17 protein-coding genes and 1 pseudogene are annotated in these 19,657 nt (G+C 70.1%); 8 read left to right on the top strand and 10 right to left on the bottom strand.

Annotated elements, in window-relative coordinates; translation table 11 throughout:
• Positions 1 to 11: 11 nt before the first annotated feature.
• Together hrpB and DTO57_RS03015 are read left to right on the top strand one after the other, a co-directional pair.
• Positions 12 to 2,483, top strand: coding sequence for an ATP-dependent helicase HrpB (gene hrpB, locus DTO57_RS03020; RefSeq protein ID WP_114116723.1), 2,472 nt, complete (start codon positions 12 to 14; stop codon positions 2,481 to 2,483).
• A gap of 59 nt (positions 2,484 to 2,542) precedes the next feature.
• Complete coding sequence (locus DTO57_RS03015; RefSeq protein ID WP_162785637.1) at positions 2,543 to 3,460, top strand: hypothetical protein; 918 nt, start codon at positions 2,543 to 2,545, stop codon at positions 3,458 to 3,460.
• Here DTO57_RS03015 and DTO57_RS03010 read toward each other — a convergent pair.
• Entirely contained in the window at positions 3,457 to 4,167 is a 711-nt protein-coding gene (locus DTO57_RS03010) for a formylglycine-generating enzyme family protein (protein ID WP_114117262.1), read from the bottom strand. The two genes, DTO57_RS03015 and DTO57_RS03010, sit on opposite strands and share 4 nt — an antisense overlap.
• 27 nt (positions 4,168 to 4,194) lie before the next feature.
• Positions 4,195 to 4,743 (bottom strand): DnaJ family domain-containing protein, encoded by a 549-nt coding sequence (locus DTO57_RS03005; protein ID WP_114116721.1) that lies wholly within the window; start codon positions 4,741 to 4,743, stop codon positions 4,195 to 4,197.
• Positions 4,744 to 4,772: 29 nt separating this feature from the next.
• On the opposite strand from DTO57_RS03005, the gene DTO57_RS03000 reads away from it, so the two are divergent.
• Positions 4,773 to 5,273: a methylated-DNA--[protein]-cysteine S-methyltransferase gene (locus tag DTO57_RS03000; RefSeq protein ID WP_114116720.1), complete on the top strand. Its 501-nt coding sequence runs from the start codon at positions 4,773 to 4,775 to the stop codon at positions 5,271 to 5,273.
• A gap of 6 nt (positions 5,274 to 5,279) precedes the next feature.
• On the opposite strand, the gene DTO57_RS14315 is transcribed toward DTO57_RS03000, so the two are convergent.
• Both DTO57_RS14315 and DTO57_RS02995 read right to left on the bottom strand, forming a co-directional pair.
• A complete protein-coding gene (locus tag DTO57_RS14315; protein WP_162785636.1) occupies positions 5,280 to 5,501 on the bottom strand; it encodes a hypothetical protein in 222 nt (73 codons plus the stop codon).
• A 252-nt stretch (positions 5,502 to 5,753) separates the two neighbouring features.
• A complete protein-coding gene (locus DTO57_RS02995) occupies positions 5,754 to 6,110 on the bottom strand; it encodes a hypothetical protein (protein ID WP_114116719.1) in 357 nt (118 codons plus the stop codon).
• Here DTO57_RS02995 and DTO57_RS02990 point away from each other — a divergent pair.
• On the top strand, positions 6,088 to 6,621 hold the full coding sequence (locus DTO57_RS02990) for an HNH endonuclease signature motif containing protein (protein ID WP_114116718.1): 534 nt from the start codon (positions 6,088 to 6,090) through the stop codon (positions 6,619 to 6,621). The two genes, DTO57_RS02995 and DTO57_RS02990, sit on opposite strands and share 23 nt — an antisense overlap.
• A 49-nt stretch (positions 6,622 to 6,670) precedes the next feature.
• On the opposite strand, the gene DTO57_RS02985 is transcribed toward DTO57_RS02990, so the two are convergent.
• Entirely contained in the window at positions 6,671 to 7,030 is a 360-nt protein-coding gene (locus tag DTO57_RS02985; protein WP_114116717.1) for a hypothetical protein, read from the bottom strand.
• A 214-nt stretch (positions 7,031 to 7,244) separates the two neighbouring features.
• Here DTO57_RS02985 and DTO57_RS02980 point away from each other — a divergent pair.
• Positions 7,245 to 8,354, top strand: a pseudogene (locus DTO57_RS02980) (globin domain-containing protein); the annotation flags it as partial.
• Positions 8,355 to 8,499: 145 nt separating this feature from the next.
• Here the strand turns inward: DTO57_RS02980 and helR are convergent.
• Positions 8,500 to 10,629, bottom strand: coding sequence for an RNA polymerase recycling motor ATPase HelR (gene helR / locus DTO57_RS02975; RefSeq protein ID WP_229730322.1), 2,130 nt, complete (start codon positions 10,627 to 10,629; stop codon positions 8,500 to 8,502).
• A gap of 85 nt (positions 10,630 to 10,714) precedes the next feature.
• On the opposite strand from helR, the gene DTO57_RS02970 reads away from it, so the two are divergent.
• Both DTO57_RS02970 and gdhA read left to right on the top strand, forming a co-directional pair.
• The gene (locus DTO57_RS02970; protein WP_114116715.1) at positions 10,715 to 12,208 is read left to right on the top strand and encodes a deoxyguanosinetriphosphate triphosphohydrolase family protein; all 1,494 of its coding nucleotides are present in this window, start codon (positions 10,715 to 10,717) and stop codon (positions 12,206 to 12,208) included.
• 186 nt (positions 12,209 to 12,394) lie between these two features.
• Positions 12,395 to 13,738 carry an NADP-specific glutamate dehydrogenase gene (gdhA, locus tag DTO57_RS02965; protein WP_114116714.1) on the top strand — a complete coding sequence of 448 codons (1,344 nt, stop codon included), beginning with the start codon at positions 12,395 to 12,397 and terminating at the stop codon, positions 13,736 to 13,738.
• A 71-nt stretch (positions 13,739 to 13,809) separates the two neighbouring features.
• Here the strand turns inward: gdhA and DTO57_RS02960 are convergent, their stop codons facing one another.
• The 3 genes from DTO57_RS02960 to DTO57_RS02950 form a co-directional block, all read right to left on the bottom strand.
• On the bottom strand, positions 13,810 to 14,541 hold the full coding sequence (locus DTO57_RS02960; protein WP_244909100.1) for a LysM peptidoglycan-binding domain-containing protein: 732 nt from the start codon (positions 14,539 to 14,541) through the stop codon (positions 13,810 to 13,812).
• 292 nt (positions 14,542 to 14,833) lie between these two features.
• Positions 14,834 to 15,859 (bottom strand): LLM class flavin-dependent oxidoreductase, encoded by a 1,026-nt coding sequence (locus DTO57_RS02955; protein WP_114116712.1) that lies wholly within the window; start codon positions 15,857 to 15,859, stop codon positions 14,834 to 14,836.
• 36 nt (positions 15,860 to 15,895) lie between these two features.
• A complete protein-coding gene (locus tag DTO57_RS02950) occupies positions 15,896 to 16,654 on the bottom strand; it encodes an SGNH/GDSL hydrolase family protein (protein ID WP_187346582.1) in 759 nt (252 codons plus the stop codon).
• A gap of 128 nt (positions 16,655 to 16,782) precedes the next feature.
• On the opposite strand from DTO57_RS02950, the gene DTO57_RS02945 reads away from it, so the two are divergent.
• Positions 16,783 to 18,270, top strand: a complete 1,488-nt coding sequence (locus tag DTO57_RS02945) for an MATE family efflux transporter (RefSeq protein WP_114116711.1) — start codon at positions 16,783 to 16,785, stop codon at positions 18,268 to 18,270.
• A 56-nt stretch (positions 18,271 to 18,326) separates the two neighbouring features.
• On the opposite strand, the gene DTO57_RS02940 is transcribed toward DTO57_RS02945, so the two are convergent.
• Entirely contained in the window at positions 18,327 to 19,643 is a 1,317-nt protein-coding gene (locus tag DTO57_RS02940) for an MFS transporter (RefSeq protein WP_114116710.1), read from the bottom strand.
• Between the last annotated feature and the right edge of the window lie 14 nt (positions 19,644 to 19,657).

The following is a 19,657-nucleotide window of genomic DNA, read 5'->3' as shown; positions in this document are numbered from 1 at the left end:
AGAATGAAAAGATGCACTTCTTCGATCTCGCCCGCATCGGATCCGGGCTCGTCGTCTCGCAACACCGCGACGAGATCGAGGGGGCGCTCGCCGCGGGCGCGGTCGTCGTGACGGCGCCGCCCGGAACGGGTAAGACGACGTTCGTGCCGCCGCTCGTCGCGAACGCGCTCCCCCAGGGCCGGATCCTCGTCACGCAGCCCCGGCGCGTCGCCGTGCGCGCGGCGGCCCGCCGTATCGCGCAGCTCGACGGATCCGCCCTCGGCGGCCCGAGCGGCTTCACGGTGCGCGGTGAGCGGGTGGTCTCAGATGAGACGCGCATCGAGACCGTCACACCCGGCGTGCTGCTGCGCCGGTTGCTGAATGACCCGGGGCTCGAGGACGTCGCCGCCGTCATCCTCGACGAGGTGCACGAGCGCAGCGTCGACGGCGACCTGTTGCTGGGGCTGCTCGGCGAGGTGCGCGCGCTACGCGACGACCTCGTGCTCGTCGCGATGTCGGCGACCCTCGACGCGGATCCGCTGGCGCGCATGATCGGCGCGCCCATCGTCCGGATCCCGTCGGTGCTTCACCCGCTCGACGTCGCCTACGCCCCGTCGGCGACACCGCGGATCGGGCCCCGGGGCGTCGAGCGCGCCTTCCTCGACCACGTCGCGGACCTCACCGTGCGCGAGCAGGCCGGCAGCGGCCACGACGCGCTCGTGTTTGTTCCGTCGGCGCGTGACGTCGACGAGGTCGTGCGGCGGATCCGGTCGTCCGCATCCGGCGTCGAGGCGCTCCCCCGGCACGGCCGCCTGCCGGCCGCGGACCAGGACCGCGCGACGTCGGGCAGGGTGCCGGGCGAGCCGCCGCGCATCGTCGTGAGCACGGCGCTGGCCGAGAGCTCGCTCACCGTGCCGGGCGTGCGGCTCGTCATCGACGCGGGGCTGTCTCGCGAGGTGCGCCGCGACCAGGCTCGCGACATGTCGGGGCTCGTCACGGTCAGCGCGTCGCGGGCGAGCGCCGATCAGCGCGCCGGCCGCGCGGCCAGGCAGGGTCCGGGGCGCGCCGTCCGTGCCTATACCGAGGCGGAATTCGCGGCCTTCCGGGCGGCGTCGGATCCGGAGATCCTCTCGGCCGACCTCGTCGATGTGGCGCTCACTCTCGCGGAGTGGGGCACCCCGGCGGGCGCCGGCCTCGAGCTGCTCACGCCGCCGCCCGCGGCGTCGATGGCGCGCGCCCATGACGTCCTCCGCGCGCTCGAGCTCGTCGACGGATCCGGGCGCCCGACGCCGCTCGGCACGCGCGTCGCGAGGATGCCCGTCGGCGCGCGCGAGGGGCGCGCGCTGGTCGCGGCGGAGGCGGATCCGCGCACGGCCGCCGAGGTCGTTGCCGCGATGGCGGGCGACTTCCGCGAGCCCGGTGCCGACCTCGACGCGCTCCTGCGGGCGCTCCGCCGCGGCGATGCCCCGGGCGTCGGGCGGTGGCGGAACGACGTGAAGCGACTCGCCCGGATCGCCGGTGGAACGGCCGGCCCGTCGCCGTCGGCGGGCACCGTGGCCGCCCTTGCGCGGCCCGATTGGATCGCCCGCCGTGTCGCGGACGGCTCGCGCTCCTACCTGCTCGCGAGCGGTACGCGAGCGGCGCTCCCCGAGGGCTCGTCGCTCGCCGGATCCGAGTGGATCGCGGTCGCGGAGGTGCAGCGCGCGGAGGGCCGCGTCGCCGACGGGACCGGTGCGGTGATCCGGCTCGCGGCGGCGCTCGCCGAGGCCGACGCGCTCGAGATCGGGCACGTGCGCGCCGAGCGCGTCGCGTGGCTGGAAGACGGCCGCGTGCGCGTGCGGGAGGAGCGCCGGCTCGGATCCATCGTGCTCTCGTCGACGCCCGCGAAGGCGACGGGCGACGACGCGAAGGCCGCGCTCCTCGCGCACATCCGCGAGCACGGGATCCCGTGGGGCGAGGGCGCCGCGCGCCTCCGCGCGCGGCTCCAGATGATCCACCGCGAGATCGGGGCGCCGTGGCCCGACGTCTCCGACGAGGCGCTTCTCGAGAGCCTCGACGAGTGGCTCGCGCCGCACGTGACCGGGTCGTCGCTCGCCTCGATCGATACGACCGTGGCCCTGCGCGGGCTGCTGCCGTGGCCCGAGGCGAGCCGGCTCGACGCGCTCGCGCCCGAGCGGCTCGACGTACCCTCGGGATCCAGCGCCCGCATCGACTATCCGGCCGAGCGCGACGGCCGCCCCGTCGTTGCGGTGAAGCTGCAGGAGGTGTTCGGGCTCGCCGAGACGCCGAGGCTCGTCGACGGCCGCGTGCCCGTGCAGTTCCACCTCCTCTCCCCCGCCAGGCGCCCGCTCGCCGTGACGGAGGACCTCTCGTCGTTCTGGAACGGCCCGTACCAGGATGTGCGCAAGGAGATGCGCGGCCGGTATCCTCGCCACCCGTGGCCGGAGGATCCGTGGACGGCGCCCGCGACGGCGAAGACCACAAAACGGATGCGCGAGGGGTAGCCCAGAACGATCCGGTCACGATCGTGATTCGTGCCGCGGATCCGGCCGATACTGGTCGCATGCGTACCAAGCGTGAGGTGTATGAGCGCCCTGCACGACGCGTATCGCGCGTCGGCGGCGTCGCCATCGTGTCGGCCCTCCTGCTCAGCGGGTGCGCGACGGTGAGCGAGGAGCCTGCCGCTCAACCGTCTGATCCGCTCCTTCGGACCGTCGGCCTCGCGACCGTTCTCGACGACGGCGATGGCGCCGAGCTCTGCCTTGGCGGCGTCGCCGAGTCCTATCCGCCTCAGTGCGGGGGCCCTCGCCTCATCGGTTGGGCGTGGGAGGGCTTCGAGGAGTCGTTCGAGGAGGCCAACGGCGTTCGGTGGGGGCTGTTTGCCGTTGAGGGCCATTACGACGCTGATGCCAACACGTTTGACGTCACGACGATCTCGGACATACCGCTGGAGTCGCGCCCCGCACCGCAGACCGACTTCTCGACCCCCTGCGCCGAGCCCGACGGCGGGTGGCGCGTGAACGACACGTCGGCAGTCACGATGGAAGACCGCGAGGAGGCGTTCGCGGTCGCGGCAACGCTCGACGACTACGCGGGCGCGTGGGTCGACACGGTTCCGCACGAGATCCCGTCCCCGCCGCCCGGCGACGACTCATCGCTCGCCTACGAGGAGGCGATGAACGACCCGCTCTTCACGATCATCAACGTGCAGGTCACGGGCGATCCCGAGGTCGCGGAGGCGCGGCTGCGCGAGGTGTGGAGCGGCATGCTCTGCGTCACGACGGCCGAACGCACCGAGGCCGAGCTTCTCGACATCGTCCACGAACTGATCGACACCGACGGGTCGCTCGGCGTCGGCACGGGAGCGAACAACAACGTAGAACTCAGCGTGATCTACGACGACGGCACGCTACAGCGCGAGCTCGACGAGAAGTACGGCGAGGGCGTCGTGATCGTCTCGTCGGCGCTCGTTGCGGCCTAGGCCCGCGACCAGCCGTGCGGGCGGTCGCTCACGGCCGAGATCTCGTCGGCCTTCGCTGACCATCCCTGCGCGGCCGGGCCGTCGAACGCCCCACGGGCGACGCGGAAGCCGACGTCGTCGTGGCGGGTGCGCGGGCGGTCGCCGCGACGCACCGCGGCATCGATGTTGGCGCTATCGCCGTACCCGCCGCCGCGGAAGACGCGCTCGTCGCCGCGGGTCGGATCGAGGAGGTCCCAACACCACTCCCACGTGTTGCCGAGCATGTCGAAGAGGCCGAAGAGGTTCGGCATCTTGCCGCCGACGTTCTGCGCGTGGCTGACGTGATCGGCGCGGCTCCACGCGATGTCGGGCACGGAGCCGTACTGGGCCTTCGGTGAGCCCGCGCGGCACGCGAACTCCCACTCCGCCTCCGTCGGCAGGCGGTAGCCGTCCGAATCGACGTGCCAGGTGATGACCTCGCCGTCGTAGCCGTATGCCGGCTCGAGTCCCTCCCACTCCGAGAGGGCGTTGCAGAACCGGATCGCCTGCTGCCAGCTGACGCCGACGACGGGGCGCCGCGGGTGCGCGGAAGGAAGCGCGAGCATCTCTGCAGCGATCTCTTCCGTCACGGCGAAGCGCGAGATCTCGAACGGCTCGAGGCTGACGGTTCGCGAGATCTTGAGACGGCGATCGTGCAGCGTCACGGATCCGCCGTCGATCGCGACCATGTCGGTGTCGGGGGTCACGGCCCGAGCCTATCCGGCGCCGCGGAGGAACCGGGCGATCCAGGATCCGCGGGGCGCGGGATCCGGATCCGGCGCGGGCTTTGCCGCGCGGCGCTCGCGCCACGCGCGCACGTCCGCCTCGACGTCGTGCAACGGGGTGACGACGGGCGGGCCGCCCTGTAGCTGCATGCGCGCGTATTTCACGCGCTTGTTGAACTCCGCGAGGTGCTCGCGGACGTCGTCCTCGCGCCAGAACCCGTCAAGGGTCTCGTCCATCGCCCGATGCTCGTTCCGCAGCTGGATCGCGGGAGGCGCGAGCCCGGTAAGGTTCTCGCGCTCGATCTTCTGGCGGATCCACCAATTGGGATCGTGCGGCTTGTCGATGCCCTCGAGCGGCTTGCCGGCGCCCGGCAGGTTATCGAAGTCGCCACGCCGGATCGCCACCTGGATCGAGGCCTCGACGGCCGAGACGCGTTCCTCGCGCGTCGTCCATCGGGGCGGGCCGCTCGCCTGCGCGGCTTCGGCCTCGCCGTCGCGCTCGGCGCGATATCGCGCCGCGTTGCTCCGCGGGTCGTCCATGCATTCCAGGCTATGCGTACAGTGGCGATATGGCTCATCTTCTCGCGGATTCCCCGCTCGGCACGCTCACGATCGCGAGCAACGGATCCGCGATCACGGGTGTCTGGTACGAGCAGCACCGGTACCCGCCGACCGCCGAGACGCTCGGCGAGCGGGCGCTGCCGGGCACGGATCCGCTTCTCGATGCCGCAGCCACGCAGCTCACCGAGTACCTCGCAGGCGAGCGCGCGTCGTTCGATCTCCCGCTGGATCCCGCCGGGACCGAGAAGCAGAAGGCCGTGTGGGACATCCTGTGCCGGATCCCCGCCGGGCAGTCGCGCACCTACGGCGAGATCGCGCGCGAGCTCGGCAACCCCAACGCGGCACAGGCCGTCGGCCAGGCAGTCGGGCACAACCCGGTGTCGATCGTCATCCCGTGCCACCGTGTGATGGGTGCCGACGGGTCCGTCACCGGCTACGCCGGCGGGGTCGAGCGCAAGTCGTTCCTGCTCGAGCTCGAGGGGTACCGCAGCGCCGACACGCTCTTCTAGGGCCGCTCATCCGCGGCGATTTTTCGCGCGCGAGCTTCGCATGTCAGTGGTTGCTGGTGGGCTATGGGCATGAACCTTTTCGACGCACTCCAGCGGCAGATCGCCACGCTTTTCGATCTGCACATCGAGCGCGCCGAGCAGGTCCGCCCGACGATCCGCGCGCTCGACGATGAGCGGGTCCTCACGGTCGCTCGCGCCGCCGCGGCAATCGCACGGGAGGCGCACCAAATTGAGACGGTTGCGGCCGCCGTCATCGCCGAGCGCTCAACGCGACGCGAGGGGCAGGAGGGCCTGGCCCAGAAGCTCGGTCACCGCAATGCCACCGATCTGCTTCAGGCACTCACGGGGCGGTCGCGGGCGAGCACTTATCGGCAGATCCGCGTCGGGAAGGCGCTACTCGAGGCCGAGCCGCTCACGACGCATGCACCTACCGAGCTTCCGTGGCATGCTCCGCTCGGCGACGCGGTGGTGTCCGGGCGGTTATCGGTCGCGCAGAGCGATGCGGTGCGCCTCGGAATCGGCGAGCCACCGCCGCCGGTTACCGACCTCGATGCTGCGAGGGCGGCCATCGCCACGCAGGCGATCGAATTGGGCGCCGCGATGCCCGCGCCAGATCTGTCTGCCGAATACCCCTCGTCGCTGTCGGAACGCGCGTACGTCGTGACGCCAGAGCACACGCAGGCGGTCGCCGAGGCATCTCTGCGCGACGCCTGGTCGACGGCCGCCACGCAGCTTCTCGCGGAAGCGCAGGTTCGCACGGTGGAGGAGCTTCGCGCGCAGGCGCGGCTCGTGCGCGATCAACTCGATAACGAAAATGGCGGGCGTACGCGTCGTCACGGTCCAGGGTTCGCCCGCCTCCAGCTATGCCGAGGATGGGCTCACCGCACTTCCCGAGTCTGTCGTCGACCGGCGTATATGCAACACGGGCGTCGTGCGCGTGGATGTCGACGCCGCGGCGAATCCGCTCAACGTCGGGCGCACTCGCCGTCTCTTCACGCCCGCCCAACGCGTCGCCCTCGGCGTACGCGACGGAGGGTGCCGATGGGAGGGCTGCGACCGGCAGGCCTCGTACTGCGAGGCTCACCACATCGATCCGTTCGGGCAGGGCGGGCGAACGGATGTCGACCGAGGAATCCTGCTCTGCCGTTTCCATCACATGCAGCTCCACCGCGGCGGTTGGCGCATCACGCGGGAGGACAAGGACGATTTCGTCCTCCACTCCCCCGACGGGAACGCCGTGGCCTTGACGCCGCGCCTCGCACTTCGCCGCACCTTCGCGCACGTTACTCAACCGGCTGCGCGCTTTCGCCGGGCAGACACGACAGGCAAGGATCCGCCGGCCGGGTGAGTGCCGGCGAGGCGCCCATATTCGAGAGCACCGACTCCTTCGCGTCCGGCTAGAACACGAAGAGCACGAGAGCGACGGTCGCCAGCGAGACTCCCGCGGCGAGGAGCGCCGCAAGGATCCCAACGAGCCAGCCGAGCAGAGGAGTCCACCGCACGAACGCGGCGATCGCCACGGCACCGAGTATCAGGGTGCCGAGCAGTGCGGGAATCCCGACAAACATGCCGAGGAAGACGAGGGTGTCGCGCGGCGTCAGCGTGCACCCCCACCCGATGCCGGAGCATTGGCCGTTGGCGTTCTCGGTCGGGGCGAGCGCGTACATGACGACGAACGCGACGAGCGCCACGAGCACGAGCGCGCCGAGCGTGATGTAGGCCGTGCGGGTGCGGTGCGGATCTCTGACTTCGCTCATGGTGTCCCCCTCGTGGCTACATTCTGCGCCACGCGGCGCCGCGGCACGAGGCTTTGTGCGGAAGACGGCCCGCTCACGGATGCGCGGTGCGGCCGTGAGGACTTCTTCACATGTTGACAACGGTGGTGCGACGCCGGAGAAACGGGGCGGCGTTTCACTGTGCAGTGACGGACCCCTCCGCCGCTCCGCACCGCTCGCCCCATAGGAGACGCCCATGCTGACCGCACCCGCCCTCGAGACCGTCCGCGCCACGCTACCCGCCGTCGGCGCCGCCATCGGCGACATCACGCCGATCTTCTACCGCCGCCTCTTCGACGCGCACCCCGCCCTCGAACGCGACCTGTTCAACCGCGCGAACCAGGCCCAGGGCGACCAGCAGCGCGCCCTCGCCGGCGCCATCGCCGCCTACGCGTCGCTGCTCGTCGCGGAGGACGGGCCCGACCCGCGCCTCATGCTCGCCCGCATCGGCAACAAGCACGCCTCGCTCGGCGTGACGGCCGACCTCTACCCCGTCGTGTATGAACACCTCTTCGCCGCGATCGTCGACGTACTCGGCGACATCATCACGCCCGACATCGCCGCAGCCTGGACCGAGGTGTACTGGGACATGGCGAACGCCCTCATCGAGGTCGAGCACGGGCTGTACTCCGAGGCGGCCGTCGCCGACGGCGACGTCTGGCGCGCCTACGTCGTGCGCGAGCGCCGGCTCGAGTCGCGCGACACCGTCTCGTTCGTGCTCGCGACACCCGACGGCTCGGCCTTCCCGGCGTGGAAGCCCGGCCAGTACATCTCGGTCGCCGTCGACCTGCCGGACGGCGCCCACCAGATTCGCCAGTACAGCCTCACGGGAAGCGGCTCGGCCGACAGCGCGCGCGTCACGGTCAAGGCCGTGCCCGCCGTCGACGCCGCCGTGCCGGCCGGCGAGGTGTCGAACTTCCTCTTCGAGAACGTGTTCGAGGGCGACCGCCTGCAGGCCTCGCTGCCGTTCGGCGAGCTCACTCTGCCCGACGGCGATGCGCCGCTGCTACTCATCTCGGCCGGCATCGGGCTCACCCCGATCCTCGGCTTCCTGCAGCACCTGCACAGCACCGGATCCGCGCGCCGCGTCGACGTCGTGCACGCCGACCGCTCCCCCGCCGCCCACTCGCACCGCGCCGAGATGCTGCGCATCGTCGACGAGATGCCGGCGGCGTCGCTGCTGCGCTGGTATGAGGATCCGGGTGCGACGACCGCCGACCTCGTCTACGCCGGCCGCGTCGACCTCGAGCAGCTCGCGCTCGAGAGCAATGCCGAGGTCTACCTGTGCGGGCCGCTCGCCTTCATGGCGGCGGTGCGCGCGGGCCTCATCCGAAAGGGCGTGCACGCCGACAGCATCCACTACGAGGTCTTTGGCCCCGGCCCGGAGCTGCAGATGTTGCAGGCGGCGTGGGCCATCGCGGCGAGACGGGGTGTCCCGTCTCGCCGCCGCCTTAACCCTCGAGGATCACGAGCTGCTTCGTCGCCCTCGTCATCGCGACGTAGCGGTCGACGGCGCCCTCGACCCCGTCGCCGAGGGAAGCGGGCTCGAGGAGAACGACGAAGTCGAACTCGAGACCCTTCGACTCCGCCGCCGTCATGAACGTGACGCGATCGCGCTCCGCGGGGACCGCGGGCCCGATCACGCACGCCGTGCCGTCCTCGTTGTCCGCCAGCCACGCGTCGAGCACGCTCTCGAGCGACGACACCGGGCCGCGCGCGACCGGGATGCCCGACGAGCGCACCGAGCTGGGCACGTTGGCGTCGGGAATCGCCGCCCGGATGGCGGGCTCGGCCTCGGCCATGACCTCGGCGGGCGTGCGGTAGTTGATCGAGAGGCGCGAAACCGAGGCGCGGGTGAAGCCGACTTCCGCCAGGCGCTCCTCCCACGTCTCGGTGAAACCGTGCCGCGCCTGGGCGCGGTCGCCGACGATCGTGAAGCTCTTCGACGGGCAGCGGCGGATCAGCATGCGCCACTCCGCATCGGTGAGTTCCTGCGCCTCGTCGACGATCACGTGGGCGAAGGGGCCGGCGAGGCGATCGACCGTGAGGGTCGGGAGTGCGCCCTCGTCGATGAGCCGCTCCTGCATGTCGGCGGCGCCGAGCATGAGCGACACGCCCTCACCGTCCTCGTCGGTGTCGGAGAGGTAATCGACGACGCTCGAGATGCGCTCGCGTTCGGCGACCAGCGCGCGATCGCGCTGCCGACGACGAGCCGTGGCGGCAGGGTCGCCCATGAGGTCGCGCGCGGCGTCGATGAGGGGCAGGTCGGCGGTCGTCCAGGCGCTCGCCTTCCCGCGCGCGAGGAGCGCACGCTCGGTCGCCGAAAGCCACGGCGCAGCGCGCTCGAGGAGCGACGGCGAGGTCCACAACGCCTCCACGAGGCCCGCGGGGTCGAGCATCGGCCACACCTTCTCGAAGATCTCGCGCAGCCCCGCGTGGTTCTCGAGCTCTCGGCGCGCCAGGTGCGGCGGCATTTCGTCGACCTTCGCCGTCAGGATATCGAGCAGCTCTTCCCACACGATGCCCTGCGCGTCGTTGTGGGCGGTGCCGTCGTCCGCGGCCTCGAAGGCCTCGGCCCAGTCCTCGGGCTCGATCTCGATGTCGGCCCAGGAGGTCGGCACGATGATTTCCTGCGTCGGAACGCGCTCGTAGCCGCGCACGATGCGGGCGATCGCGTCTTCGAAACGTGCGGAGCCCTTGAGAGACGCGACCCGCGGATCCGCCTCGGGCTGCGCCTCCTCGCCCTCCGGCGTGAGGCGGCGCAGCGTCGCGATCGTGACGCTGTCTTCGCCGAGGCTCGGGAGCACGTCGTCAACGTACGACAGGTAGCGGTCGTTGGGGCCGACGAACAATACGCCGCCGCCACCGCGCTCAGAGATGCGCTGGTCGGCGTAGAGCAGGAAGGCCGCGCGGTGCAGGGCCACGACCGTCTTACCCGTTCCCGGGCCGCCGTCGACGACGAGCGCGTCGGACGAGCCGGCGCGAATGATTGCGTCCTGATCCGCCTGGATCGTGCCAAGCACGTCGCGCATCTGCGAGGTGCGGCTTGTGCCGAGGCTCCGGATGAACGCCGACTGGTCATCGAGGGCGACGTCGCTTTCGAGGGCCGCCTCGTCGAAGACCTCGTCCCAGAAGTCGACGACGCGGCCGAGCTTCCAGCGGAAGCGGCGGCGCATGACGAGGCCCATGGGGTTCTGGTGCGTCGCGGCGAAGAAGGGCTCGGCCGCGGGCGCGCGCCAGTCGATCAGCAGCCGCTTGCCCTCCGGCGACACGAGGCCGGTGCGGCCGATGTAGAGCACCTCGCCGTCGGCGGCCACGATCTTGCCGAGGCACAGGTCGATCGCGAAGCGCCGGAGCACCGTCTGGCGCGAGACCAGGCCGTAGACGGCGATGTCGCGGTCCATCGCGTCCTGACCGTCGCTGCCGACGCGGCGCGCCTCGGCGAGGCGGCGCTCGATGTCCTCGCGCGTCGCGACGAGGGCGCGGTCGATTTCCGCGAGGCGCGCGTCATCGTCGCCAATGATGGCGGGATCCGCCTTGTCGGCACGGGTCGGGGGCAGCGCGAAGGCGGAGGAAGTCACGTTGATCGATTCTGTCGCCTTCGACGCGTGGCACGCCCGGTGTCGCAACGCTTCGGAAGCGATTCCCAGCTGACAAGATAGGGCCATGACGACTGCTGACGCCCGCCTCGGACGCCGCCTGCCCGAGCGTCTCGACGAGTTTCAACTCGCCGAGGTCAACCCGCACTACCGCGTCGACATCGAGCGGATCCGTTTCTCGCCCTATTTCTCGCGGCTCTCGGCCGTTACGCAGGTCATCGCCCAGTCGGGTGCGGGCCTCGCCGTCCACAATCGCCTGACGCACTCGGTCAAGGTCGCGGCCGTTGCCCGCGCCATCGCGATGCACCTGCATCGCAGCTCGGGCGTGACGGGCAAGCTCGTCGACGACCTCGGCGGCTGTCATCCCGTCGTCGTGCAGGCGGCGGCCAGCGCTCACGACATCGGTCACCCGCCCTTCGGACACCTCGGTGAGATGGCGCTCGATCGGCTCGCGCGCTCGCGCTTTCGCCTGCAGGAGGGCTTCGAGGGTAACGCCCAGACGTACCGCATCATGACCCGCCTCGACGAGCACGACCGGCCCGGCGTCGGGCTCAATCTGACGCGTGCCGTGCGGGCCGCCGTGCTGAAGTACCCGTGGCGCCGCGGCGACGGCGGCAGCCGCCGAGGCGCCGCCAGCAGCAAGTTCTCGATGTACGCGATCGACGTCGCCGACGCCGAGGACGCGCTCAGCGCGTACCCGCAGATCGCGGCGGGACAACAGACCCTCGAGTGCTCGGTCATGGACATCGCCGACGACATCGCCTATTCGCTCCACGACCTCGACGACTTCTACCGCGCGGGCCTGCTCAACCAGTCGACGATCTCCGGCGAGTTCCGCGCCTGGGAGCGCCAGCAATCCGCCCTCCGCCGCGCCGATACCGGATCCATCACGGCGCAGGGCCGCACGCCGGGCTACTCGCTCGAGGCGCTGTGGCGCCGGCTCGCCGAACGCGACCCGTGGATCGCCGACGCCGAGGCCTTCGACGCCGCCGTAAAGCGCGTGAGCGAGGAGGTCGTCGACGGCCTGCTCACGGTGCCGTTCGACGGATCCCTCGCCGCCGATCGGGCGCTCTCGCGTTTCACGTCCGGGTGGATCCGGCACCTGCAGGCCTCCGTCGAGGTGCATCGCAACCCGGCGTTCCGCTCCGGGCACGTCAGCCTCAACCGCACCGCGTGGCACGAGGTTGCGGTGCTCAAGTTCCTCCACGAGCGCTTCATCCTCGACCGCGCCGACCTCGCCGTCTACCAGCGCGGGCAGGCGAGCCTCGTCGAGCGGCTCGTCGACGGCCTCACGGCCTGGCTCGAGGATCCGCACGACGTGCGGCGCGCCCCCAACCGGCTGCTCGACCTCGTCGACATCGCCACGGAGGACTACTTCACGGTGCGCGAGGAGCGGCCGGAGCTGCTCTCCACGCACGACCAGGCCGAGCTCCAGCGGCGCGCCGTGGGTCGCGGCGTCATCGACTACATCTCGTCGCTCACTGATTCACAGGCGATCCATCTGGATGCCCTCCTCACCGGCCAAACAGAGCGACTGTGGGATGCGGGCCAGGCGCTATAGCGCGATGCGGGTTGTGAAAGGCCTGTCTACTTCCCGTAGAATCTCTCCGGACTTGGTCTGCGGCGAATAACGTGCGCGGGAGCTTCGACGATGAGCAGAGTCAGCCCCACAAGAGCCGACACACCCCGGGTGACCTCGTTCCCCCTGGCCTCAGCGGCCTCCCGCGCTCCGCGCAGAAAGGAAACTATGCTCGACTCCAGCCTTCAGGCAACGCTCGACACTGTCCTCGCCCGTAACCCTGGCGAGCCCGAATTCCACCAGGCTGTACGCGAGGTCTTCGACTCGCTCGCCGTGGTTCAGAAGCGCCACCCGGAATACAACGACGCCGCCATCCTCACTCGCCTCTGCGAGCCGGAGCGTCAGATCATCTTCCGCGTGCCGTGGGTCGACGACAAGGGCCAGGTTCAGGTCAACCGCGGCTTCCGCGTCGAGTTCAACTCGGCCCTCGGCCCGTACAAGGGCGGCCTCCGCTTCCGCGGCAACGTCAACCTCGGCATCGTCAAGTTCCTGGGCTTCGAGCAGATCTTCAAGAACTCGCTCACCGGCCTGCCGATCGGCGGCGGTAAGGGCGGCTCGGACTTCGACCCGGCGGGCAAGTCCGACGGCGAGGTCATGCGCTTCTGCCAGTCGTTCATGACCGAGCTCCACCGTCACATCGGCGAGCACACCGACGTTCCCGCCGGTGACATCGGAGTCGGCGCCCGCGAGATCGGCTACCTCTTCGGTCAGTACAAGCGCCTCACGAACCGCTACGAGGCCGGTGTGCTCACCGGTAAGGGCCTCACCTGGGGCGGCTCGCTCGTGCGCACGGAGGCCACCGGTTACGGTGCCGCCCTCTTCGCGCAGGAGATGCTGGGCGCCCGCGGCACGAGCATCGAGGGCCGCAAGGCCATCGTCTCGGGCTCCGGAAACGTTGCCATCTACGCGATCGAGAAGGTGCACCAGCTCGGTGGCACCGCGATCACGGCGTCCGACTCGTCGGGCTACGTCGTCGACGAGGACGGTATCGACCTCGAGCTGCTGAAGCAGATCAAGGAGGTCGAGCGCGGCCGCATCAGCGAGTACGCCGACCGCCGCGGCGGCAAGGCCCGCTTCGTCAAGGACGGCAGCGTCTGGGACGTTCCCGGTGATATCGCGCTCCCCTGCGCCACGCAGAACGAGCTCAACGCCCGCGACGCCAAGACGCTCCTCGAGAACGGTGTCGCCGCCGTCTCCGAGGGCGCCAACATGCCGTCGACCCCCGACGCCGTCGAGCTCTTCCGCGAGGCCGGCATCGCGTTCGGTCCCGGTAAGGCCGCTAACGCCGGTGGCGTCGCCACCAGCGCGCTCGAGATGCAGCAGAACGCATCGCGCGACACCTGGTCGTTCGAGTACACCGAGCAGCGTCTGACCGAGATCATGCGCAACATCCACCAGAACACGCTCGAGACGGCCGAGGAGTTCGGCCGCCCGGGTGACTACGTTCTCGGTGCGAACGTCGCCGGCTTCCGCAAGGTCGCCAACGCGATGATCGCCTTCGGCGTGATCTGATCCGCCGCTGACACGCACGAAGGCCGGTGGGCTCCACGTCCACCGGCCTTCGCCGTTTGTTTTCCTGCCGATTACTGCACGGGCAGAACGATCTCCTGACCCGTGAAGATGAGGTTCGGGTCGCTGATCTGGTCCTGGTTCACGGCGTAGAGCGCGAGCCAGCCGTCCTCGATGTCGAGCGCGTCGGCGATGAGCGACAGGGTGTCGCCCGCCTCGATCGTGTAGGTCTCGTCCGAGGCCTCGACGTCGGGCAGGTCGTAGCTCGTCGTCTCCGGCGTGGTGGCGGCGGGCGCCTCGGCCGGGGCCTCCGCGGGGGCGGCCTGCTGCTGCGGGGCGCTCTCAGCGGGAGCCGACTGCTCGGCCGGGGCGGCCTCCTCGGCGGGGGCCTCGGCCGGAGCCGACTCTTCCGCGGGGGTCTCGGACGTCGTCGGCTCGGCCTCGCCGCTCGCGCCGATCTGCGCCGAGCACGTGGGCCATGCGCCCCAGCCCTGCGTCGCGAGCACGTTCTCGGCGACGCGGATCTGCTCCTCGCGCGACGCGTCGGCCGGGTTACCCGAGCCGCCGTTCGCCTGCCAGGTCGACAGCGAGAACTGCAGGCCGCCGTAGTAGCCGTTGCCGGTGTTGATCGACCAGTTGCCGCCCGACTCGCACTGCGCGAGCGCGTCCCAGGTCGAGGCGTCCGCCGCGTTCGCGGCGGTGGGGACGAAGGTTGCGGCTCCCGCCAGGGCGAGAATGCCGGCGGCGATGGCACCTCCACGAGCGAAACGACTCGAAGTGGTGCGGGGGGTGTGGTTCTGCTTCACAGTGAACTCCACGGCCCCACCCGATGCGAATCGCATCCCCGCCCGACCGGTGCTTTAGACATTATGGAACGAAGGATTCTCGGGGCGGTCCAGGTGGCCATCCTTCGCGGTTCAGATGGCCACACTACGCCTAGATAACAAGTAGATAACAACCTAAACAGAGTCTTGACAGGCGACTCTTCACGAACGCTTAAGTTGGATACTCGCGGGAATCCCCTGATCACACACAGAAAGGGCGGCACAAGGCTCGCCCTTTCTATGCAATATCCATGACCGGGATCCGCGTCGCCCGTTACCTCCAGCCGAGCGCCGGCGCGACCTCGGTGATGATCGATTCCATGACGTGCGCCGCGTAATCGACGCCGAGCTGGTTCGGCACCGTGATCAGCAGCGTGTCAGACTCTTCGATCGCCTCGTCGTAGCGCAACTGCTCGATAAGGCGATCGGGCTCGTCGGTGTAGGAGCGGCCGAAGATCGCCCGCGTGCGCTCGTCGATGTTGCCGATCTGGTCTTCGCTATCGTGGCCGCCGAGGAAGTAGCGGCGATCCTCGTCGCTCGTGATCGCGACGATCGAGCGCGACACCGAGGTGCGCGGCTCGAAGCCCCACTTCTCGGCGTCCCACGCCTCCTTGAACGCGCGCAGCTGCTTCGCCTGCTGCACGTGGAAGGGCTCGCCCGTCTCGTCGTTCTTCAGCGTCGAGCTCATGAGGTTCATGCCGTTCTCGGCGGCCCAGATCGCGGTAGCGTCGGATCCCGCACCCCACCAGATGCGCTGTCGCAGGCTCTCGCTCGTCGGCTCGAGGCGCAGGAGCCCCGGCGGGTTCGGGAACATCGGGCGCGGGTTCGGCTCGGCGAAGCCCTTACCCTCGAGAAGTTGCAGGAAGAGCTCGGTCTTCTTGCGCGCGGCGTCGGCGCCCGCCGGGTCGTCCTCCGCCGACTGGTAGCCGAAGTACTTCCACCCGTCGATGACCTGCTCGGGTGACCCACGCGAGACGCCGAGCTGCAGCCGGTTGTCCGAGATCAGGTCGGCGGCGCTCGCGTCTTCGACCATGTACATCGGGTTTTCGTAGCGCATGTCGATCACGCCCGTGCCGAGCTCGATCGTGCTCGTCTTCGCGCCCGCGGCGGCGAGCAGCGGGAACGGGGATGCGAGCTGGCGCGCGAAGTGATGCACGCGGAAGTATGCGCCGTCGGCACCGATGTCTTCCGCGGCCTGCGCGAGGTCGATGGATTGGAGCAATACGTCGCTCGCCGACTGCGTGCGCGACTGCGGGTGCGGCGTCCAGTGGCCGAACGAGAGGAACCCGATCTTCTTCATGTTTCTATTCAACAACATGAATCGAGATCTATTCCGTCAGAATTCGCCGGAGACCGTGATCCACTCGCCGAACTTCGGTGCACGCCCATCACCGGACGAGCGACCGGTCAGGCGACGCTTCACCCAGGGGCCCACGTGGGCGCGGTAGTAGTCGCGCGTGCCAAGGTGCGGCGCGCCCTGCTCGGTCAGCGCCCACCAGCCCTCCGGCACCCGCTGGCCGAGCGCCTCGAGCACGCGGGCGGCGACCCGGTGATGGCCGCGGAAGTTCATGTGCAGGCGGTCGGGCGACCAGAACGCCGGATCCCGCAGCTCCGCGTCCGTCCAGTTGATCGCCCACACGATGCCGTCGGTGCGGCGGAGGCGCTTCGTCACGGCCTCGGTCAGCTCGTCGCCGCGCCGCCGGATCAGCTTCGACATCGGCAAACCGCCCGACGGATCCGCACCCGCAAGCAGGATCGGCGTCACGCCCTGCTCGCGGCAGCGGCGCTCGACCGTCACGAACGCGTCGACAATGCGCTCGAGGTCGGTTCCCGGCCGCAGCATGTCGTTGCCGCCGCCGTTGAACGATAGGTGCGTGGGGTTGAGCGCGAGCGCGGCCTCGAGCTGGCCGTCGACGACGGGCCACGCGAGCTTGCCTCGGATCGCGAGGTTCGCGTACTCGATCGGCTCGCCGAGCGAGGCGGCCCAGCCCGCCGCCGTCAGATCCGCCCAGCCGCGAGGAGTCCCGTCGGGGCGCTCGTCTCCGACGCCCTCCGTGAAGCTGTCTCCGATGGCCACATATCGCACGCTCGTCACAGCGCCCAGTCTATGAAATTCGTGGCGTGCGCGTCGCTCGACTCGGACGCGCACATGCCGATAAGATCGTCCGATCGCACCGTCGCGTGCGCAGCCCTCCTCCCCTCTTTCGATCGACTCGAGCTGCTGTGTCCTCCACCCTCACCACCGGCGCGCCCTGGCGCGTGATCCTCGCCTTTTCTCTCCCGCTGCTGATCGGCAACGTGGTGCAGCAGCTGTACCAGTTCATCGATACCGTCGTCGTCGGCCGCCACCTGGGCGTCGACGCCCTCGCCGCCGTCGGCGCGACGGGCAGCCTCATCTTCCTGCTCATCGGCTTCGCGCTCGGCGTGACGAGCGGTTTCGCGATTCCGACGGCCCAGGCCTTTGGCGCGGGCGACCACGCGGCCGTGCGCCGCTCGGTCGCCACCGGCACGCTGCTCACGGCGGCGATGAGCGTCGTGCTCACGATCGCCGCTCCCCTGCTCGCGCACCCGCTGCTCGTGCTCATGCAGACGCCAGACGTTCTGCTCGACGACGCCGTGACCTTCGCGCAGGTGAGCTTCCTCGGCACCGCCGCGACGATGTTCTTCAACTACCTCGCCGCGATCATCCGCGCGATCGGAGACTCGCGCACGCCGCTGATCTTCCTGGTGCTCGCGTGCCTGCTCAACATCGCGCTCGTGATCATCATGGTCGGCCCGCTCGGCTGGGGCGTCGGGGGCGCGGCGCTCGCGACCGTCGTCTCGCAGGCCGTCTCGGTGCTCCTGACTCTCGAGTACATGCGCCGCAAGCTCCCCGTTCTGCACGTCACGCGCGCCGACTTCCGGATCGCGCGCGACGACCTCATGGAGCACCTGCGCCTCGGCCTCCCCATGGGCTTCCAGGCGTCGATCATCTCGCTCGGCATCATCGCCGTGCAGGTGCGCCTCAACGCCCTCGGCGCCGAGGCCGTCGCCGCATATACCGCCGCATCGCGCATCGACAGCCTCGCGAGCGCGTTCCTCGCCTCGCTCGGCCTCGCAGTCTCGATGTACGTCGCCCAGAACTTCGGCGGCGGCCGGCCCGACCGCATCCGCCGCGGAGTGAAGCAGGCGATCTGGATGTCGATCATCGGATCCGCGTTCCTCGGCGTCCTCATGGTCGTTATCGGTGCGCCGGTCGTCCGCGTATTCGTGGGCAACGAGGCCGAGGACGTCGTCGACCTCGCCCACACGATGCTCATCATCAACGGCGTCACCTACTGGATCCTCGGAATCCTCTTCGTCACGCGCGGCGCCCTGCAGGGGCTCGGGCGCGCGCTCGTGCCGACGATCACGGGCGTCATCGAGCTCGGCATGCGCACGCTCGCGGCCGTCGTGCTCGGCGCGTTCTTCGGCTTCGTCGGCGTCGCATGGAGTAACCCGGTCGCCTGGATCGGCGCCGTCGTCATCCTGATCCCGGCATACATCCGCGCGCACCGCCAGCTCGCGCACGCGCCGATCAACCCGCGGATCCTGACCGACACGACGCCGATCGCGCTCATCGGCCCGCACGAGGGATCCGACGCCGTCGACGCCGTCATCACGACCTCGATCACGCTGCCGCAGACGAGCGCGATCAACATCCGCAAGAAGCGGAAGAAGAAGCGCAAGTAGGAGAAACGGCCCGGGACCCCATTCGAGGATCCCGGGCCGTCGCCTTTGCGATGTACTTACGCGAGCGAGCGTCCCTTCAGCTCGCTGAGGCCCCAGGCCGAGGCCGCGGCGATCGCGAAGCAGATCGCGAAGACCGTGAAGACGAGCGGGGCGCCGCCGACGCCGAGGGCCCACGGCGTAAACAGCGGGGCCACGATGGAGGCGATGCGGCCGACGGCGGCCGCCGCGCCCGCGCCCGTCGCGCGCACCGCCGTCGGGTAGACCTCGGGGCTCACGGCATAGAGCGCACCCCACGCGCCGAGGTTGAAGAACGACAGCAGGCAACCAAAGAGCAGGATCTGCCACACCTCGCCCGCCGTGCCGAAGAGCATTGCGCTGATCGCGGATCCGACGAGGAAGACCGAGAGAGTCGCGCGGCGCCCCCAGACCTCGATCAGCCAGGCCGCGAGGGCGTATCCCGGGAGCTGCGCGAGCGTGATGATGAGGGTGTAGCCGAACGACCTCACGAGATCGAAGCCCTGCGCGTGCAGGATCGACGGGATCCAGATGAACGCGCCGTAGTAACTGAAGTTCACGAACGCCCACACCGACCACAACGCGAGCGTGCGCGGCGCGAGGCCGCCGCGGAACAGGTCGGCGAAGCCGGCGCGCGGCACCGCGGCCGATGCAGTCGGCGCCGCGGCGACGGAACCGTGCTCGAAGCGGTCGACGATCGTCTGCGCCTCCGCGAAACGGCCCTTCGACTCGAGCCAGCGCGGCGACTCGGGCAGGGTCCAGCGCACGACCAGCGCGTAGACCGCCGGCACGGCGCCGATCGCGAAGGCCCAGCGCCATCCGTTCTCGAGCGGCACGACGAAGTAGCCGATGAGGGCGGCGGCCGTCCAGCCGACGGCCCAGAACGCCTCGAGCACGACGACGAGGCGACCGCGGATCTTCGCCGGGGCGAACTCGCTCACGTACGTCGAGGCGACGGGCAGCTCGGATCCGAGCCCGAGCCCGACGAGGAAGCGGAGCACCAGTAGCGCTCCTACTCCCCCGACGAGCGCCGATGCGCCCGTGGCGACGCCGTAAATCAGCAGCGTGATCGCGAATACCTGGCGGCGGCCGAGCTTGTCTGCGAGCAGGCCGCCGACGCTCGCGCCGATCGCCATGCCGATGAAGCCGACCGACGCGATCCAGCCCGTCGTCGCCGAGTCGAGCTGCCACTCGGCCCCGAGCGCCGCGATAATGAACGAGATGAGGCCGACGTCCATGGCGTCGAGCGCCCAGCCCACGCCGGATCCGGACAGGATCTTCAGGTGCGGGCGGCCGAAGCGGGCCCGGTCGAGCCGCGCGGCGGCCGACGAGGAGGCGTGCTGATCGAGACTGGTCACACCGTCAGGTTAAT

The sequence above is a fragment of the Microbacterium sorbitolivorans genome, assembly GCF_003327285.1.
GTDB lineage: Bacteria > Actinomycetota > Actinomycetes > Actinomycetales > Microbacteriaceae > Microbacterium > Microbacterium sorbitolivorans.
The sequence above is the reverse complement of the archived record's forward strand: the minus strand, read 5'-3'. Positions and strand labels throughout refer to the sequence as shown.

Bases quoted from the DNA above. Each gene is read 5' to 3' on its own strand.
- DTO57_RS02970 (WP_114116715.1), top strand. From the start codon at position 10,715: ATGACGACTGCTGACGCCCGCCTCGGACGCCGCCTGCCCGAGCGTCTC.
- DTO57_RS02955 (WP_114116712.1), bottom strand. From the start codon at position 15,859: ATGAAGAAGATCGGGTTCCTCTCGTTCGGCCACTGGACGCCGCACCCG.
- DTO57_RS02985 (WP_114116717.1), bottom strand. From the start codon at position 7,030: ATGAGCGAAGTCAGAGATCCGCACCGCACCCGCACGGCCTACATCACG.
- hrpB (WP_114116723.1), top strand. From the start codon at position 12: ATGCACTTCTTCGATCTCGCCCGCATCGGATCCGGGCTCGTCGTCTCG.
- DTO57_RS03015 (WP_162785637.1), top strand. From the start codon at position 2,543: ATGCGTACCAAGCGTGAGGTGTATGAGCGCCCTGCACGACGCGTATCG.
- DTO57_RS03000 (WP_114116720.1), top strand. From the start codon at position 4,773: ATGGCTCATCTTCTCGCGGATTCCCCGCTCGGCACGCTCACGATCGCG.
- DTO57_RS02990 (WP_114116718.1), top strand. From the start codon at position 6,088: ATGGCGGGCGTACGCGTCGTCACGGTCCAGGGTTCGCCCGCCTCCAGC.
- DTO57_RS03010 (WP_114117262.1), bottom strand. From the start codon at position 4,167: ATGGTCGCGATCGACGGCGGATCCGTGACGCTGCACGATCGCCGTCTC.
- DTO57_RS03005 (WP_114116721.1), bottom strand. From the start codon at position 4,743: ATGGACGACCCGCGGAGCAACGCGGCGCGATATCGCGCCGAGCGCGAC.
- gdhA (WP_114116714.1), top strand. From the start codon at position 12,395: ATGCTCGACTCCAGCCTTCAGGCAACGCTCGACACTGTCCTCGCCCGT.